The sequence below is a fragment of the Candidatus Edwardsbacteria bacterium RifOxyA12_full_54_48 genome (genome assembly GCA_001777915.1).
GTDB lineage: Bacteria > Edwardsbacteria > AC1 > AC1 > EtOH8 > UBA2226.
The window spans coordinates 614,507-632,691 of record MFFN01000004.1 but is presented as its reverse complement, the minus strand read 5'-3'; the positions used below and the strand labels follow the sequence as shown (position 1 = coordinate 632,691).

The 18,185-nt window shown below is 57.5% G+C and carries 14 protein-coding genes; all 14 read right to left on the bottom strand.

Annotated elements, in window-relative coordinates; all coding sequences use genetic code 11:
* Positions 1–65: 65 nt before the first annotated feature.
* Positions 66–461, bottom strand: a complete 396-nt coding sequence (locus tag A2273_04490) for a hypothetical protein (protein ID OGF07729.1) — start codon at positions 459–461, stop codon at positions 66–68.
* Positions 462–520: 59 nt separating this feature from the next.
* A complete protein-coding gene (locus tag A2273_04485) occupies positions 521–1,153 on the bottom strand; it encodes a dTMP kinase (protein OGF08026.1) in 633 nt (210 codons plus the stop codon).
* 56 nt (positions 1,154–1,209) lie between these two features.
* Positions 1,210–2,064, bottom strand: coding sequence for a hypothetical protein (locus tag A2273_04480; protein ID OGF07728.1), 855 nt, complete (start codon positions 2,062–2,064; stop codon positions 1,210–1,212).
* Between the two features lie 97 nt (positions 2,065–2,161).
* Complete coding sequence (locus tag A2273_04475) at positions 2,162–2,428, bottom strand: hypothetical protein (GenBank protein OGF07727.1); 267 nt, start codon at positions 2,426–2,428, stop codon at positions 2,162–2,164.
* Between the two features lie 72 nt (positions 2,429–2,500).
* Entirely contained in the window at positions 2,501–3,634 is a 1,134-nt protein-coding gene (locus tag A2273_04470) for an inositol-3-phosphate synthase (GenBank protein ID OGF07726.1), read from the bottom strand.
* Between the two features lie 59 nt (positions 3,635–3,693).
* On the bottom strand, positions 3,694–4,305 hold the full coding sequence (locus A2273_04465; GenBank protein ID OGF07725.1) for a hypothetical protein: 612 nt from the start codon (positions 4,303–4,305) through the stop codon (positions 3,694–3,696).
* Positions 4,306–4,980, bottom strand: coding sequence for a 16S rRNA (cytidine(1402)-2'-O)-methyltransferase (locus A2273_04460; protein OGF07724.1), 675 nt, complete (start codon positions 4,978–4,980; stop codon positions 4,306–4,308). It abuts the gene before it with no gap.
* A 24-nt stretch (positions 4,981–5,004) separates the two neighbouring features.
* On the bottom strand, positions 5,005–5,973 hold the full coding sequence (locus A2273_04455) for a hypothetical protein (GenBank protein OGF07723.1): 969 nt from the start codon (positions 5,971–5,973) through the stop codon (positions 5,005–5,007).
* Positions 5,974–6,380: 407 nt separating this feature from the next.
* A complete protein-coding gene (locus A2273_04450; GenBank protein OGF07722.1) occupies positions 6,381–7,025 on the bottom strand; it encodes a hypothetical protein in 645 nt (214 codons plus the stop codon).
* Positions 7,026–7,189: 164 nt separating this feature from the next.
* Positions 7,190–8,881 (bottom strand): hypothetical protein, encoded by a 1,692-nt coding sequence (locus A2273_04445; protein ID OGF07721.1) that lies wholly within the window; start codon positions 8,879–8,881, stop codon positions 7,190–7,192.
* Positions 8,882–9,097: 216 nt separating this feature from the next.
* A complete protein-coding gene (locus A2273_04440) occupies positions 9,098–9,904 on the bottom strand; it encodes a hypothetical protein (GenBank protein ID OGF07720.1) in 807 nt (268 codons plus the stop codon).
* Between the two features lie 50 nt (positions 9,905–9,954).
* Complete coding sequence (locus A2273_04435) at positions 9,955–10,692, bottom strand: hypothetical protein (protein OGF07719.1); 738 nt, start codon at positions 10,690–10,692, stop codon at positions 9,955–9,957.
* Between the two features lie 135 nt (positions 10,693–10,827).
* Positions 10,828–11,643 carry a hypothetical protein gene (locus A2273_04430; GenBank protein ID OGF07718.1) on the bottom strand — a complete coding sequence of 272 codons (816 nt, stop codon included), beginning with the start codon at positions 11,641–11,643 and terminating at the stop codon, positions 10,828–10,830.
* 11 nt (positions 11,644–11,654) lie between these two features.
* The gene (locus A2273_04425) at positions 11,655–18,161 is read right to left on the bottom strand and encodes a hypothetical protein (GenBank protein OGF07717.1); all 6,507 of its coding nucleotides are present in this window, start codon (positions 18,159–18,161) and stop codon (positions 11,655–11,657) included.
* Positions 18,162–18,185 lie beyond the last annotated feature (24 nt).

The window sequence follows — 18,185 nt, the reverse complement described above, 5'->3', positions numbered from 1 at the left end:
CTTTCACTATCTTGTAACTATCTAGCCATTTGACCACGGATGGCGCACCGATTGACACCGATAGATCACACTATCCTCCTTATTTTTTGCAGCTTGGAACTGCCAAAGTTGAAGAGCAATCCTACCCGCAGTCCCGTCGTTTTTAAATAATTGAACAACTGCGCTTCATCGCTGGCGGTTAGAGTTGTTATAGCTTTGTTTTCAACCAGAACTTTCTCTTCCACCAACAGATCAGCCCTGAATTTTCTCTTGAAAACGACGTTCTTGTACTTGACATCCAAATCCACTTGTCGCTGAAAACGAATATCTAAAGCTTCCAACTCGTAACACAAAGCATCTTCATAAACGGATTCCAAATATCCTGGGCCCAAGATTTTGTGCACTTCAATTGCCGCACCAATGATCTTATAGGTCAAATCTTCAAATAGAAGATCAACCCTTTTACCTTTCTCGGTGTTCATCTGTGTGTTATCGGTGGTTAAAAAACCACTTCGTCTTTTCACAACGCTGAATAGTTACGTTATCTTTTTTTCATGGCGCTCAGCGCCAGCTGCCGCACCGCGGCGTGGATCACCTCCGGCGGCTGGCTGCCATCCAAAAGTTTGACCCGCCCTGGATCTGCTTTGGCTATGGCCTTAAAACCCTGTCTGACCCTTTTGTGAAATTTTACGGCCTGGGTCTCCATCCGGTCCAAGCTGCGGCGCCGGCCTTGGGCCCTTAAGAAACCCTTCTCCACCGGCAGGTCCAGCACCAGCGTCAGCTGGGGCCAGTGGCCGTCCACCGCAAAATCGTTGAGCTCACCCACCATCTTCAGGTCCAGGCCCCGGCCGTAGCCCTGGTAGGCGGTGGAGGAGTCGGCAAAACGGTCGCAGATCACCACCTTCCCGGCCTTCAGGGCCGGCACTATCACCTGGGCCAGGTGCTGGACCCGGGAGGCCTGCAGCAGCAGCAGCTCGGTGAGGTCGGACATCCCCTGGTTGCGGCTGTCCAGCAGGATCTTTCTTATCTTCTCGGAAATGGAAGGGCCGCCGGGTTCCCTGGTCAGTACTACCTTAAAGCCCTGGGCCTTGAGCCAGCTCTCCAATAGTTTGGCCTGGGTGCTTTTCCCGCAGCCCTCGATGCCCTCAAAGCTTATGAAAAGGCCTTTTCTAATAATCGGAATTGACTTTCTTTTTCTTGCTTCCAAACAGTTTGTTTTTATAGACATACTTATTTTGTATGATACATTCTGGAAAATACTACTTTGTCCGTTTTTGAATCTACCAACAATATAACCATATCTTTAGCCATAGCATAGCTTTCCCACACTATATCATCATTATGAAGTGAAGTATACGGCAGTTTCTTAAGTTTCCCGCTTAATCTAAACCCAAAATAAATATGAATGTTATGTTTGTTTCTTTCCAACATAAGTGCTGTTGCTTTAGAGCCAGGATTAATCCGTAATACGGAGTAGTATACCCCACGAAACGATTTTATTTTTATAGGCAGCCCGTTACACCAAATAGCATTTATTGTGTTTGTATAGAATATTTTGTTGCTTTTGCTGCTTTGAATACTTGTATAACTATCATCAATTGATAGATAATCTTTGATAGATATTTCAAAAGCATTAATACTGGGGTCATAATCGGGGAGTGAAGATTCTAATTTAAATAGAAATGAAGAATTAATAATATCAGATCTTCGTTCTTTTAAATCTGTAACATAATTTTTTCCATCCTCTGTTTCTAAGTAAGCTTCTTTTTCAAGATCGCTTTTACCAGCTAATTTTTTATTTAATTCTGGATAAACTTGATATATGTCTTTTTTTACAATATTTATTATCTGTTTTATTTTTTCCTTTTCAATTATTTCTGAATTACAATACAACTTGGGAGTAACAATTGTTAAACTTTTATTCTTTTGTGATGGCCTCTGCTTATCACTATCATAATGTGGCCCGGTAGAAGTATCATTTTCTATTGGTTTGGGTTTTGGTCCCAATATATCCATATTACTTTGTGCAAAAAGTAACGAATAGGTAAAAAATGAGAAGCATAAAAAGATGGTTTTTGTATTCATGATACTTCCTTTTTTTATTAAACAGCACCTCTTTATTTTTTACGAGCATTTTTTCGACTATTGGATACATTGGATTGCCAAATAAATTACTTAATCGTTATAAGGTGGTTAGCCATTCATATAGTTTGCACAATTTACTTGTATCTATTGTGTACTGTGCTGCTGTTTTCGGTAAATTCGTATCTCCAATATTATGACCTTCATTGGACCAATGTACATCAACATCTTCGTTGATTAAAATACCGCCAAGGCTTTCAATTTGTTGTCGTATTTCTTTGCCTAAATCTTTATTGTTTCTGCCTACGGCGTTATTGGTTTTCCTTAGCCAAAGAATAAGCTCATCTGCGCCGATTTTAATTTCCATTACAGATCCCTCACTCTCATTGTTAGGGTTACTACGAGCACACACTCGTAGTAACCCTCGTTCAAAGCAAGTTTATTTCCGCCCCAGTTTCTTGATGAACTCTTCCACGTTCCTCTTGGCCTGGTCGTCCGGCACCTGGACCATGGGCGATTTCATGAAGTAGCTGGAGGGCTCCAGCATGGTCCCGGAGAGCTTGTGGTCCAGGGCCAGCTTGGCGCAGCGCACCGCATCGATCACCACCCCGGCCGAATTGGGGGAATCCCATACTTCCAGCTTCATGTCCAGGTTCAGGGGCACGTCGCCGAAGGTCTGGCCCTCCATCTTGATGTGGCAGAATTTCCGGTCCAGCAGCCAGGGCACGTAATCCGACGGGCCGACATGGATGTCGTCGGGATCCATCTTGTAGTCCAGCATGGAGGTGACGGCGTTGGTCTTGGAGATCTTCTTGGACTCCAGCCGCTCCCGCTCCAGCATGTTCAGAAAGTCGGTGTTGCCGCCGAAGTTCAGCTGGTAGGTCTTCTGCAGTTTGACCCCCCGGTCCATGAACAGGCGGGTCAGCACCCGGTGGGTGATGGTGGCCCCCACCTGCGACTTGATGTCGTCTCCGATGCAGGGCACCCCGGCCTTCTTGAAGCGGTTGGACCAGTACTGCTCGCGGGCGATGAACACCGGAATGCAGTTGACAAAGGCGCACTTGGCCTCCAGTATCTGCTCCACATACCATTTGGTGGCCATCTCCGAGCCCACCGGCAGGTAGCTGACCACCACGTCGGTCTTGGTGTCCTGCAGCAGCTTGACGATGTCCACCGTGGAGCCCGGGGCCTTCTGGATGATCTGGGACAGATACTTGCCCAGACCGTCGTGCAGCATGCCGCGCTGGACGGTGATCCCGCTCTTGGGCACCTGGCAGAACTTGAAGGTGTTGTTGGGCTTGGTGTAGATGGCGGTGGCCAGGTCCTTGCCCACCTTGTTCTTGTCGATGTCGATGGCGGCCGAGAACTCGATGTCCGAGATGTGATAGCCGCCCAGGTTGACGTGCATCAGGCCGGGGACCTTGTCGCCCGGCTTGGCGTTGCGGTAATAATGAACGCCCTGGACGAAGGAGGAGGCGCAGTTGCCCACCCCGATGATGGCCACCCGGACTTTGCGCTGGCCGGAACTTTTGGCGGCCGGCTGGACGGTCTTTTTGATGATCTTCTTTGCCATGTGGTCCCTTCCTAAAAACTGAATTTTTATTTTTCTGATGGTGTTTTCTTGTCTCTTATTCAGGGAATCCCCTGCCCCTTGGTCTTCTGGCGGATATGCAGGATCCTCTGCAGCGCGGTGACGTTGGTGAATACCGCCAGCACCCACAGGGCGATCTCGAATATCCAGTGCTGGTCGAAGATCCCGGTGAACACCGAGGCGGTGATGATCACCGCTATCCGTTCCGGCCGCTCCATGATGCCCACCTTGCAGTCCTCGCCCAGCCCCTCGGCCCTGGCCCGGGCGTAGCTGACCATCAACGAGCCGGCCAGCGCCAGGTCGGTCAGGATGACCAGCCGCCACATCTCGCTGCCGGCATAGTAATAGGACAGCCCGATGAACATGGCCAGCTCCGAGTAGCGGTCCAGCACCGAGTCGTAGAACATGCCGAACTTGGTGCTGCGGCCCGAGCGGCGGGCCAGCGAGCCGTCGATGGCGTCGCAGATGGCCGACAGCAGGGCCACCAGGCCGCCCCAGAAGAAATGGCCGGTGGCGAACAGCAGGCCGGAGCCCAGGCCGAACAGAAATCCGGCGGTGGTCAGCCAGTTGGGCTTGACCCTGGTCCAGATGAAGAAATTTATCACCGGATTGAACAGGTTGACAAATCCGGTCTTCAGCCAATTGGGAAACATCTATTCCTTTCCGGCAATAACGATTACAAATTCGCCCTTGGGCTTCTTGGTTCGATACTTTTCCGCCAGCTCGGGCAGCGGGCCCCGTTCGAATTCCTCGAACATTTTGGTGATCTCCCGGCAGACCGCCGCCGGGCGGGATTTAAAAACATCAGCCAGTTCCTGCAAAGTGCGGCTGATGCGGTGGGGGGATTCGTAGATCACGATGGTCCGGGATTCCCGCTCCAGCTGCCCCAGGACCTTAGCCCGGCGGCCCGGCTTGACCGGAAGGAATCCGGTGAAGACGAACTGGCTGGTGTCCAGGCCGGAGGCGATCAGGGCGGAGATCAGGGCGGTCGGCCCGGGGATGGGGACCACCTTGATGCCGGCCGCCACCGCCTGGGCCACCAGGGCCACCGCCGGATCGGAGATGCCGGGGGTCCCGGCGTCGGACACCAGGGCCATATTGGCCCCTTCCTGCATCCGGCGGATCAGCTCCGGGGCTTTTCCCTTCTGGTTGTAAGAGTAGAAAGAACTTAACGGGGTGCTTATCCCGTAGTGTTTCAGCAGCAGGCCGGTGTGCCGGGTATCCTCGGCGGCGATCAACTGAACCTCCTGGAGGACCTTCAGCGCCCTCAGGGTGATGTCCTCCAGGTTGCCGATGGGCGTGGCCACTAAATATAATATTCCCGGCATCTGAATCACTCTTTGAACGTTGGTTTAGAGCAGATCCTTGAGCTTGGAGTACCGTCCGAAGCTGGAGGCCTTGAGGGCGAAGCGGAAATCCTTCAGGGCGTTCTGCACTATCCCGTCCAGGCGCTTGCCCAGCACTATCCGGAAGGAGTCGACGAAATTATCCATCCATTCGGCAAATCCCTTGCCCAGCTCCTCGGAGGTGGTCACGATCTTGCCCTCGCCCTTGATCTCGTCTCCGGAATCGAAGTCCTTGAGGAAGGGATAGTGCACCGAGGCCGCTTCCTTCGAGGAGGCGATGGTCTTGCTGACCAGGGTGGGGCCGGCGATGTTGCGCATTTCGGCCATCAGCTTGTTCATGGCCTTGACGAACAGCTCTATCTGGGCGGGGCTGGCATGCTCGGCCAGCACCGGCAGTTTGTCATAGGCGTCCACGATCACCGCCCCGGGGGCGGTGGCCGCAGCCTTGAGGGCCGCCTTCAGCAGGTCGGGGGTAATGCCCTCCACCTTCCAGGTGAAATAGCCGGAGACCGGCGCCCCCTCCTTGAATCGGACGTAGGAGATATCCACCCCCCGCCGGATCTCCATAAAGCCGTCGAACTTGACCGAGGTCAGCTTCTCGAACAACTTTTCCGGTTCCACATTGGACAGGTCCAGGTTCTTGAAAACCGGCTTGACGCTGAAGACGGCCAGCATCATGTCCACCAGCTCCTCCGGCGTCTCGTAGATGGAGACCGTGCCGGTGGTGGATTTTTTGGCCTTATCTATCACCTCGGAGATGGAGATCTGCTTGCGTTCGGTGCGGGAGAAATGCCCGGCGTTCACCGGCTCGCCCTTCTTGAGATACAGCAGCTGGACCATGTCGGGATAGATGATCTCCAGGTATCCGGAGATCTTGCTGGCCCGCTCTTTTTTATTGTCGGCCAAAATGTTGTCCAGGTGGACGAATTCAAGTTTGGCGTTCTGGAGGCTTGACCTGCCCTTGGGAAATCGCATCTTCGCTCTATCTGATTATTGAAATTATAAAAATGTTGGCCCTGGATTCCCGTCTGCACCGGAATGACCTGCCTTGGCAGGCGGAGAACCTGGGCGGATCGCGATCCGCCCTACGATAATGTTTTCTTTGTGCCCTCTGTGGTTGAAATGGCGTTATCGTCACCCATTTCGCCTTCGCTTTTATAATTGGCTACCTCGAGTGCCGCAGCTACGGCGAAGGCACTCATCCTGCCAGACAGAAGGAAAACTCAGGGTGACAAAAATCTCTGTGCCTTGGTGTCTTGGTGGTTAAAAAGGGGCTGGTCCCATGGATTCCCGTCGGCACGGGAATGACTGTATTGCCTGGTAATGAGGTCCGGGCGAAAGACCTTTCGCCCCTACAATATAAAAAATCTCTGTGGCCGGTACTAGATCTCCTTGAACTTCTCCTTGAGGGTGGCGTAGCGCCAGTATTCCTCCAGGTCCGGCATGGAGGGGATCTTGATCCCCTCGGGAGAGAAGGCTATCAGCGACGAGGCCTGCATCTTCTCCAGGATATCCTTGGCCTTGGGGATGCTGACCCCCACCTGCTTGGCCAGTCCCTCCGGGGTGTAACTGCCCTTGATGAAAACTCCCGATCCGTCCGGAGCGCCCTTCTCCCGGCCCATGGCCAGCAGCGAGGCCGCCACCCGGCAGACATCGTCCTTCTGCAGCAGTATCTTCACCTGTTCGTTGGTCTCCCGCAGGCGCTTGACCAGGCTGGAGATCAGGTATTCCACCATGGGGTTCTCCTGCAGCTGGGCCTTGAAGGCCGCCCGGTCCAGTATCAGCAGTGAGACCTCGCTTAGGGCTATGGCCGCAGCCGAGCGCGGGGCATCATCCACGATGGCCATCTCGCCCAGGAATGAGCCCTCGGACAACTCGGCCAAGACCTTTTTGACCCCCCCGGCGTTGTTGGATATCTCCACCTTGCCGGATTTTATCAGATACATCTCCTCGCCTTTGTCCCCCTCCTTAAAGAGGACCTCCCCGGCGGCCAGGTTCTTTTCGAAAGCCCCTTGAGCTTCGGCCATTATATTCTCCTTTTAAAACATACTTAACAAAATATCATATCATAACTTAATGGATAATGTCAACAATAAATTCCCTTAGAATTTGCGGGCCAAGGCCTTGAAAAAGAAAGGGCGGCATGCCGGCCGCCCTTTGAGTATTGCTTTATTATGCCTTCAATTATATGTCAGGCTTTCCATTCCGACATCCTTTTTCCTATCACTACCGACAATTCTTCGATCTTATATCTTTCCTGCCCCATGGTGTCCCGGTCCCTTAGGGTGACCGTCCTGTCCTGCAGGGTCTGAAAGTCCACCGTGACGCAGAACGGAGTGCCGATCTCGTCCTGCCGGCGGTACAGTTTGCCTATCCCGGCGGTGTCGTCATAGACCGTCCGCAGGGCCGGCTGAAGCAGGGACCTGATGCTTTTGGCGGTCTCCACGATGGCTGGCTCGTTCTTCTTCAGGGGAAGGACCGCCACCTTGATGGGGGCCAGCTCGGGGTGCAGTTTTAGGACGGTCCTGGTATGCTCGTCGCACAGCTTCCCGTTCAGCTGGCGGACCTTTTTGAGCAGTTCGATCCGGTCGGCCCCCGGCAGGCTGCAGGCGGCGTCTGTCTCCAGTAGCGAGCCGGGAAGTTTTTCGATGGCGGTTTGCAGGGCTTTTTCTATGGCCTGCAGCTGCTCCAGGGTCGGGCCGTCGGAGCCCGGCTTTTTCTGGGCCTCGGCCACCTTCTTGCCGATGCTTTTTAGGGCCGCGGCCGCCGCTTCCTTGAGAGGGTTCACGGATTCCTCGGATGGCTGGCTGAGCTGTTCTTCTTGATAGGCCTCGCACAAAAAGGCCAAAGTGGCCCGGTCGGCCCCGGCCGAGGGCTCGATGACATAGGGGATGTACTTGGCGCCCTTTTTGCCGGTGGCGGGATCGGCATAGGCCTCGTCGAAATATTCCATCTTTTCGGTGGAATGCTCGTTCTTGGCCAGTTTCAGACGGACCAGGTCGGCCTCGTTTACATTGTTGCTGTGGGCCGTCAGGTCGTAATCCTGGCGGTTGGCCACCCCCTCCAGCTCGCTCCAGCCCAGCGAACCGGGGAAAAGGTATTCCAGGTCCACGCAGGCCTTGGCGTAATGGGCCAGCTCCTCCTGGGCCTGGGGGCGTTTTTTAAGGCGCTCCGGGCTCATGCCCAGATCGATGTACCAGTTGTAGCGGGCCTCCACCCATTCCTGGTGCAGCTGCTGGTCGTCCTTCTCGCCGGGCTGGAGGTACTGGGGCGGCTTGCAGAAGTATTCGATCTCCATCTGTTCGAACTCCCGGGTGCGAAAGGTGAAATTGCCCGGGGTGATCTCATTGCGGAACGACTTGCCAACTTGGGCAATGCCGAAGGGCAGTTTGCGCCGCATGGACTGCAGCACGTTGAGGAAATTGGTGAAGATCCCCTGGGCGGTCTCGGGGCGAAGGTAGGCCAGGCCGGACTCGTCCTGCACCGGACCCACATGGGTCTGGAACATTCCGTTGAAATTGCGGGGCTCGGTCAGCTCTCCCCCGCACTCGGGACACTTGTCTCCTTTTATATGATCTGCCCGAAATCTTTTACGGCATTTCTTGCAGTCCACCAGCGGATCCACAAAGGTCTTTTCGTGGCCGGAATACTGCCACACCAGGCGGTTCATGATGATGGCCGCGTCCAGCCCCTCCATATCCTCCCGGGAATAGACCACGCTCCTCCACCAGGCTTTTTTGACGTTGTTCTTCAGCTCCACCCCCAGCGGGCCGTAATCCCAGGTGGAGCCCAGGCCCCCGTAGACCTCGGAGGACTGGAATATGAACCCCCGCCGCTTGGACAGGGAGACTATCTTTTCAAAGGCATTGTCGGGTCTGGACACTTGAATTCCCTCGCAATTATTGTTGCTTAAATTAATTGGCCACGGATTTTCGCGGATCATATATAAAAATGTCGATTGTCATTCCCGAGGAATCGGGAATCCATGTTGATTTGAACATTTATTATAACTCTTTACCCCCTTTAAAATCAAGGATAAATAAGACCGGGGCGATATCGGATCGCCCCGGTTTACGACATAATCCTATTGGCAAATATTTCAAAATCCCACTATCACCCCGGCCAGAAACCTTGTCACCGGAGCCGGACGGACATCCGTCAGGTAGGCCGGCTGGCTGCCCAGGTCCACCCGCACCCCCCGCTCCTTCATGGCGAATGAATGGGATATCCCCAGCTGGGCCTTGATCCAGCCCAGGTCCGCCTCCAGGCCGGCCCCGGCAATGAGGGCCGAACCTTTCTCCTCGCCGGCCAGCCGCCAGGAATACTCGGTTCCCAAAGTATCGTAATAGGTCTGGTCGAATTCTATGCTGACCGGATACTGGGCCCAGCTCAGGTTTCCGAAGAATCCGAGGCCGCTTAAGCCGTCATCAACTTCAGAAGTATCCTTTCTGAAGGGGCGGTGCGATCCCGCGGCCGTGCCCCGGAAGTACAGAGCTTTATCACTCTTCCATCCCGCGGCGCTCAGGGCCAGACAGGGATCGTCCATCTTTGGCCGGAAGACCAGTTCGGCGGCGGGTCCCACATCGTCCATCATCCCTGTGACCGAAAAAGACCCGACGGGCGAATAGGACAGGTACAATAGGCTGTTAGACTGGTTCCAGGCCGAAAAGGTCTGATTGACCTGACTGGTGTAGAAGTAGTCTATCTCGACCGTGTCCCGGCTGCTGAAATCGTGGAACACCCCGGCCTGAAAGGTTTTCCCGGGGCGGCTGTTGTCCGCTATGATCGGCAGGTTGCGGTGGATGTCGTATTTTATGGACACGGTGGGGGCGCACCCCGGAAAAGCCGCCGTTAAAACCCCTGCCAGAAGGGCTATGAAAAATGCCGGGGGCAATATTATTTTCATTTTGAATTTTTTAGAAATTACTGATCGATTCCGATCGAATCACCGCTTGGTCACCTGGATTGGTTCTCCACAACCTCCTTGAGCAGCGGCCCCAGCTCGACGCTGTATTCATCCTTCTTGTCGGGATTGATGAGGATAATCACGCTCCGGCCGATCAGTTCGCCCTCCGGCTTCACCCCGAACTCCTCCGACTCGAAGTCCTCCTCCCGATCTGACCCCGGCCTGGCCCCCCGGCAGATGAATACGTAGCGGCCCCGGCCCCTTTCCCGGACCCCGGTGATCCGGCCCTCGATCCTGACCGCCTTGCCGCTGGCCTCCAGCATCCGGGCTCTGATGCTCCGGCCGGCCGGGCTCTTCCCGCCCTCGATGTCGCCGAAGATGTAGAACACCCCCGAGGCCAGGAACAGGGCCAATAGTCCCCCGATGGTCAGCAGCAGCGGCCCCAGCCAAAAATGGGAGAACTTGGCCAACTGGGCCTGTTGGGGTTTTTGGGGATTGTATCTGACCTCCACCTCGGCCCCGATCGTGAACTCCGGGCTGGAACTGCCGGTGCTGCCCTTGAATTGGAAACTCCGGCCATCCGGGGTCCGGAACTCCACCATCGGATAATAGGATGGACGGGGGCTTTCCTCGTCGTCGACCACCTCGCCCTGGTGCATCGCCACCACCCTGCCCTGAGCGATCAATCCGGTTCGGAAAAGGGCCGCCCTCTTGGCCCCCCACACCAGGCCGGCGGTCAGGGAAGCCAGCCCCAAGCCCCCAAAAAGAAACAAAACCACCCACTTCATAAAACCCTTTTTCCTCTTTATATGACAGAAAAGACCTTTGTTTGCCAGTCTTAAAATGAAACCCCGCAAACCTGTCCGGATCATCTGACCTGTTAAGACAGGCGGACACAGCCCACGGGGTTCTGTTAGGTTGGTTTATTGCGGCCAGCCCGGCGGGGCGGGGATGGTCTGGGCGCCCGGCTCCGGGGCCGGGGTCTCGTCGTTCTGGCTGGCGATGATCACCACCGCCGAGGTGGCCACCACCGCCGCCGCACCTCCGATGATGGCCGGCGTGGTGGCGTACCAGGCCGTGGCCGCCGCGCTGCCCATCGACCCTATCTTGAGGGCCGCTCCGGCCCACATGGTCATGAACGCCAGCTTGGCCGCCGTCATCACCACCGGGTTGTGGGCCGAGTCCCCCTTGGCCACCGTGAGCATCATCTTGTCCTTCACCAGCACCTCGCCCCCGGCGTCGCCTTGGATGGCCACCTCACCCTTCAGCACGTTCAGCTCGGTGGAGTCCCCCTCCACGAACACCCCGAACACCGTCCCCCGGATGCCGGCCACCGCCGTCGGTGTGGTCACCGTGAACTTTGATTCCTGGGAGGACAGCTTGCGGATGGAGCCCAGGATCTTGCCGGCTGCCAGCCGGAAGGAATTTATGGTGGTCAGGGGCTTCTTCTGCCTCTCCATTCTCTCGATCTCCAGCCGTCCCTGGTCCTTCAGCTTGAGGATGCTGCCGTCCGACAGCTTCAATTCGGCCTCGGACCCGTCATCGGTGGAGATCATGTCCCCGGGATATACCGTCATCTTCATCATGGCCGGGACCGGTGTCTGGCTGCCCTGGCGCTGCACCTCCACCTTTCCCTTGATGAAGGTGATCCTGGCCTGGGACGGCTTGAATTCGGCCCGGGCCGGCTGGAGGGCCATCAGCATTATGGCCGCGGTTAAAATCGAGACGATCTTTTTCATTTTATATCTCCTTATTTGATCTTCACTAATTTACGGGTCCGCTCCTGGCCGCCCGACGCCAGGCGCATGATATAGACGCCCGAAGCTATCTTCCGGCCGCCGTTGTCCCGGCCGTTCCAGGTCTGGCTGTAATAGCCCGGCAGGGCGGTTCCCTCGGTCAGGGTCCTGACCAGCTGTCCGGCCACATTGTAGACCTTCAGGCTGACCTGCCCGGCGGCCACCAGCTGGTAGTTGACGGTGATGCTCTGGGCGAAGGGGTTGGGATAGGTCTGGTTGAGGTCAAAGCTCAGGGGTTTCAGGTCCAGACCGCCCAGGCTCCGGTTGGTGTAGATGACGGCGAACTCCCGGCTGCCGGAGAATCCCATCTTTCCGCTTCCGCTTATCACCGTGGCCTTGCCGGTCCTGCGGTCCACCAGGTAAAGCTGGTAACCATCGGGAATTGTTTGGGACAGGTTGTAGGCCAGCTCCGCCGGCCGGTCGTCCGAGGAGGTCCTGACCGTCAGCGGCCATTCGACGTGGTCGGAACCGGGGCGGAAGTCGTATTGGTATGACCGGCAGGGACCCTGGTTCCAGTCGTCATGCGGGATGTAGGCCATAACGTCGCTGCTGACCAGCGGCGGTTTTTCGGCGTCCAGCCGGTCGTAGCCGGCCTTAGCCTGGGGCGAGATCCCGATCCTGATGCCCCGGTCGGCGGCCTGGCCGCTGCTTGCCGAGAATTCCGCCTGCCAGCTTACCTCGACCTTGGGGGAGGCCACCAGGCGGACCCCCTTGGCGGATGATTTGAAGGCCGGCATCATGAACAGCGAGCAGGGCTGCAAAGCATACACCGCATAGCCCTGCCAGGGCTGCAGGTGGCTGGCGCTGTCGAAGGCCGACAGGCTGTCCCAGGCCCCGTTGTTGACGAAATCGTAACTGTGGTCGGAATAGCTCCACATCCTCTGCCGGACCAGGCTGTCGTTCAGGAACATATTATTGGTGGTATCGTTGTAGGTCCGCATCTGCTGCAGGGTGTCGATGACCTCGATGGACTGGACCAGCACCGGGTCCTCGAACGGACAGCCGATCAGGTTCCAGCCGGGCTGCAGTCCGACGTTTGAGTAATTGTCCTGCTGCAGGCCCTGGATATCGATGGTGGCGTTGTTGGCCGAGGCCAGCCAGTAGCCGTAGCCGTTGTAGATGTCCGGACGGGCCGGGAACGAATTTGCGGCGGCATCATATCCGAACATCAGCCAGGTGCTGTCGCTGTAGGCTCCCAGATCGTCGCTCAGATTGGTCAGGGCGGCATTGGTCCCCGGCTTGACCGGGACCGAGAACAGTTTGTAGGCCCCTCCGGTCCAGGCCACGCTGAGGGTCTCGTAGGGCTGGGCGGTGAAGGTCCAGGGGTTGGGCACGGTAGTGGTGTCGGTCCGCAATTGGTTGCTGTTGATGTCGCTGACCGAATCCACCCGGAAGGAATAACTGGCGCCCGGAAGGAAGTTGTTGTGCATCAGGAAGACATTATATCCGGTCGAATCCCAGTTCTGCACCCAGCCGCCGGGGTTGGGGGTGCAGGTGAAGCGCAGGGAAAAACTGTCCACCGGCTCGGAGAAGCCGATCATGATCGGCTGGTCCAGCATCACCCCGGTCTGACCGTTGAAGGGCTGGACGAAGCTGAGGTACGGCCCGATGGTGTCCGACGCCGCTGCGGTCATGAACCCGATGCTATCCCGCCCGGTCAGAGAGTTGCCGGCCGTATCCTGCACCCCCAGCACCCTGACGGTGTAGGAGGTTAATTCGGAAAACGGACTGTGATTGAATACTATTGTGGTGGAGTCCGCGCTCCAGGCCGTATCCACCAGGCCGGGAGCCGGCACGAAGCTGTAGCTGACCCCGGATTTCCGGACCGGCTCGGAGAAGGTGATCCGCACGCTGTCCGAGAGACCCACCGTCGATGCCCAGTCCAGCGGCAGGTTAGACGCGATGTAGGGCAGGGTGGTATCGGCCGCCGGGTTGAAGATCGACATTGTATCGCGCCCCAGGGTGAACTCTGGATTGTCGGTGAAATTGCCGGCCTGGCTTAGGACTATCGATCCGCCGTCGGCATTGCCGTAGATGTTGCGGACGGCGATGTTCGGGAACTGCCAGCCCGGGGTGGCCCCGTTGTCGTAGCGCCCGGCCACCATGGTGGATTCGTCGGCCGCCTCGGAGAATCCGCTGTTGAAATCCGACGGCAGGTAGTTCAGGGTGATCAGGCTGGCGTCGGCCGCCAGTCCGGCCCCGGAGAAGGACCAGGTCTTCCTGAGGCAGGCGCTGGAATCGTTGACCAGCGGGTGTCCCGCTCCCTTGATCCCGGTGGTGACGAAGGCCGGCACGGTGTTGTTGAACACCTGGATGCCGGCTTCGCTGTACCCCCCGGAGGCGGTGCCCAGCTCGTAGTAGATGGTGGTGTCAGCCGAAACGGGGATGAGTTTGGACAGCTTGCCGTCCACGTAACCGGATAACAGCCACAAATTCCCCAGGGTGTCTAGGGTGATGGTGTTGGCGCCGGTGTTCAGAACGCCGTCCAGGTTCAGGCTCCCTTTGATCGTCCTGTCGGCATGTAGCTGAAGCGCCACGGCGGCAACTGTCAGGTCACGGGGTCCGCCGATGACCGGGAACTCGAAATTGGAGGTGGTGTCGGCCCCGAGATTGTCATAGATCAAAGCGGCGGCCGGGCCGTAGGCCAATTGTCCGGTGGCGATCCTGCCGGTGGTCTGCCGGTAGCCGGAGCGGATACGGACCGTGTCGGCCAGCTCCAGCCCCGGAAAGCTGGCCAGCACCAGGCTGTCCAGGTTTTTTATGTTCGGCGGCAGCCGGAACATATAGGGATTGTTGAGGACCATCAGGGTCGATGTGCTGTCGGCCGACAGGCTGCCGGCGAACAGATCGATGCTATCCAGCAGCGTCAGGGCGTTGCCGCCTATATTGAGGGCCCCTTCATAAATACTCAATCGTCCGTTGACCTGGGCGTCGGAAGACAGGAGTATGGTGTCGTTGGGCTGGGAGTTTAAGCCGACGGCCAAATGATAAAGATCGGAGGCCCCGCCCGGCAGCTCGTTGCCGGCGGCCAGGGTCCCGCCTCCGTGCGGCCCATAGACCAGGTTGATGTCGCTCTGCAGCACCGGAGGCATCAACAGGCTCCCGGAATTGCGGACGATGGTGGAGCCGGTGCGCAGGCTTAGGTTGGCGGAATTGTCCACCACGCCCTGCACCAGATACAGGGTGTCATGCAGGACCAGGGGTGACATGATGGTCAGGAAACCTGCGCGATCCCATCTAAGTTTGCTTAAATTGTTGACCGTGGACGGCATTGTCTGGGTGACGGCATTCCCCTGGAATACCAGGGATGATGTGCTGTCGGTGACCAGAAGGCCGGAACCGGTCAGGCTGTCGCCCAAGGTCAGCGTATTGGCCCCCACCACCATATTTCCAAGGCTCAGGTTCAGCATCCCGGTGCAGGTGATGTTTCGCCGCATCACGCTCCCGCCGGTGCTGTTGTCAAGCGTAAGACGCCCCCCGGTGATGCCCGGCAGGTAAAGGGGGTCCATGGACCCGAAGAAGCTGGCCTGGCTGGTATCGGTGAGGATCAGCTCACCGGCCGGTCCCATCGTGTCTATTAGGCCGTAAGACGAGAAACTATTCCCGTTGAACCGGAGGCCGCCCGAGAGAAACAGGTTGTTCCATACGTTCAATGTATCGCGGTCCACCACCAGGGTGTCGGTGGCCACGTTGAGCGACAGAGACATGATGGCCATGGAACTGGCCGGCATCTCCAGGCCGGCGGTGACTGTTCCCCCGCCGTAGCCCAGGTTGACCATGCCGGCAAAGCTCGGCGGGAAAAGGCCCAGCAGCTCGCTCCCTGCGTTCCGGGCGATGTTGGCATTGGGCTCGAACATCAGCCCATAGCTGCCGGTCTGCAGGGTGCCGCCCAGCAGGGCCAGCGAGTCGAATATCATAAGGTTTCCGGTCAGGGTCAGGGTCCGGCCGGGGCGGTCCAGCACCAGGCCCCGCAGCGTGGAGCCCGCCGCCACCGGCAGCACGCAGTCCGGGCCGCCGCCCCCCACCCTGATCGTCACCGAGGTGGAACCGTTGATGTACCCGGTGCCCTGGACCACCGGACCGTTGAGGGTGATGTCGTAGTTGGCGTCGACGAAGCCTTCCAGCAGGGCGAAGGTGTCCATAACGGTGGTGCTGTAGTACTCCTGGTACCAGCCGCTGCCGACGGTGTTGTTGATGGTCAGGCAGTTGACCGTGTCCGGCAGGCCGTCGCCGCAGTAGACATAGCCCCCGGGCCCGTCGTAGAAACAGTAGTTGGCCTGCTTGCTGAAGTTGCGGGAGCCGGCCACCTGGACGGCTCCGCCGCCTCCGGTGGCCCAGATGCCGGCGTCATCCCGGATCACCAGGGTGGCCCCCGGCATCAAGGTAAAGTTTCCCAGGCTGCCGATGCCCACCGCCGCGTATTGCGATACATCCAAAATCGAACCCGGCCGGACCTGATAGTCGATATACCCGGTAAGGGTCTCGAACTGACCTTCATAATGCTGGGTGTCGGCCCCGCAGAAAACGATGGCGGTGGAGTCCGGTCCGCCCCCGCCGATCCCGGCCATGGTGTGGAAGTAATTACCGTACAGGAACAGGGTGTCGATGCCGGGGTTCAGGGAGTCTGTCAGGTACAGCCAGCCGGGGTCTATGACTGACAAGCCACCCTTGACATGCAGCTTGCGGTTGCCGCCCGAGCCCAGCACCGCATTGGCCATGCCGATCTGCAGGTTGTTGACGGTCAGCTCCGGCTTGGCGGCGCTGGTTAGGCACAGTGTGCCGGGGCCGGTGGAGTTGACCGAGAGGTCCCGCACCGAGAAGGAAGCCCCGCCCGGCAGGATGTGATCCCCGGCCTGCTGGAAGCAGTCCCAGGTCAGGTTGCCGAAGGCCTGGTCCAGCCCGGCCGGAATGGTGGTCATCACCCCGGTGATGTTGACCACGGAAGTGCTGTCCCAGCTGGCGGTCGGAATGGTATCCCCATCCATCTGGTGGTTGTACTGGCTGCCGGGCCCGAAGACCAGACTGGCCCCGGGCATGACGGTAAAGCCCCCCCCCTGCCTTTGCAGGAAGCCGTCGACCTGGACATCGGTTCCCGGGCCCTCGAGGATGGTGAAATCGGCATTGATGTTCAGGCCGCCGGTTATAACCAGCTGGTCGGCCGTCACCGCGGCATCCACGTCCACCGTGTAACCGCTGGGGATGTATATCAGGCTGTCGGTGGCGGCATTGGGCGTGTACATCATGGAATTGCCGGTCCAGCTGAAGCCGCCGTCATCGGAGTAGTCCCAGGTAAAGTATTCTCCCCAAAAGAAGGAGTTGACGCACTGCCAGATCCGCAGCGGTATCTTGCCGATGACGTAGATGTCGTCGGAATTGTACATGGCGCAGTAGACGTCGCCGCCTCCATCCACCGCCATGTCCCGGAATTGCGGGTTGAATCCCACATATACGCTGTCCATCACCACGGGGGTCGCCAGCCTCGGGTCCACCAGCTTGACGTACCCGCCGGTGTTGCACCCGACGTAGATCAGGGAATCGGACGGATTGTAGACCACCGCGCTGGCCGAATCGCCCACCAGCACCGAGTCCAGCACGTCCATGCTGTCCATGAACTGCAGGGAGTACTGGCTGGAGCCGTTGCAGGCGAAGAACATGCGTTTATTGATCGGACACAGGGCGAAATCGGAGGGGTTGTCTCCCACCGTCAGGATGTTGGCCAGGGTATTGTCCGAGGTGTTGACGATGGCCATCTGGTCGGTATTGGGCAGGGACAGGTAAAGACGACTGGCCGTCGGATTGGAGGCCATGGCCTTGTTGAAGTTTGACATCATCCCCGGGATGTATATCTCGGCGGTCAGGGCGTTGGTGGCTCCGCTGAAGACCCCCAGCGAATCCTTGGTCCCCAGAGGGTTGGCATTGGGAACGTAAACGCTGTTGGTCGGCGAATAGTAATGGACAAACCCGCAGTAGTTAGTCAACGCCCCGTTGAAGGAATAATCGACTGCGCTGTATGCGTGGGTCTGCCCGTTCCAGTCATCGTTGACGTAGATCTTGTTGTTGTCGGGATTGCAGGCGGTCCAGGTTCCGCCCTGCCAGCCACCCAGGGAGGTATCCACGGTGTTGGTGGCACACTCGACCGCGTAAAAGGTTTCGTTGCCGCCCTTGTAGTAGAACCGGTTGTTCACCGAATCGTAGGCCGGGGGGTAAGGGCTCACGGCCCCCGCCACCGGCCCCAAGGATGAGTCCCCGGCGCAGTCCATGGCCAAAAAGTTGCCCGGCCCGGCATTGCCCGAATACATCCTGTCGCTTACGCTGCTGTAGACCAGGTAGGTCGGATAGGCCATGCTGGCCCCGGTGTAGATCTGCTTTTTGACCCCGTACCTGACGGCCCAGCCAGGCATTGCGGCCAACAGCAGCGTTATTGTTATCAAACCTAATTTCTTCATGTTCCCTCCCAGCATTATTTATTCCTTTGATTTTATTTT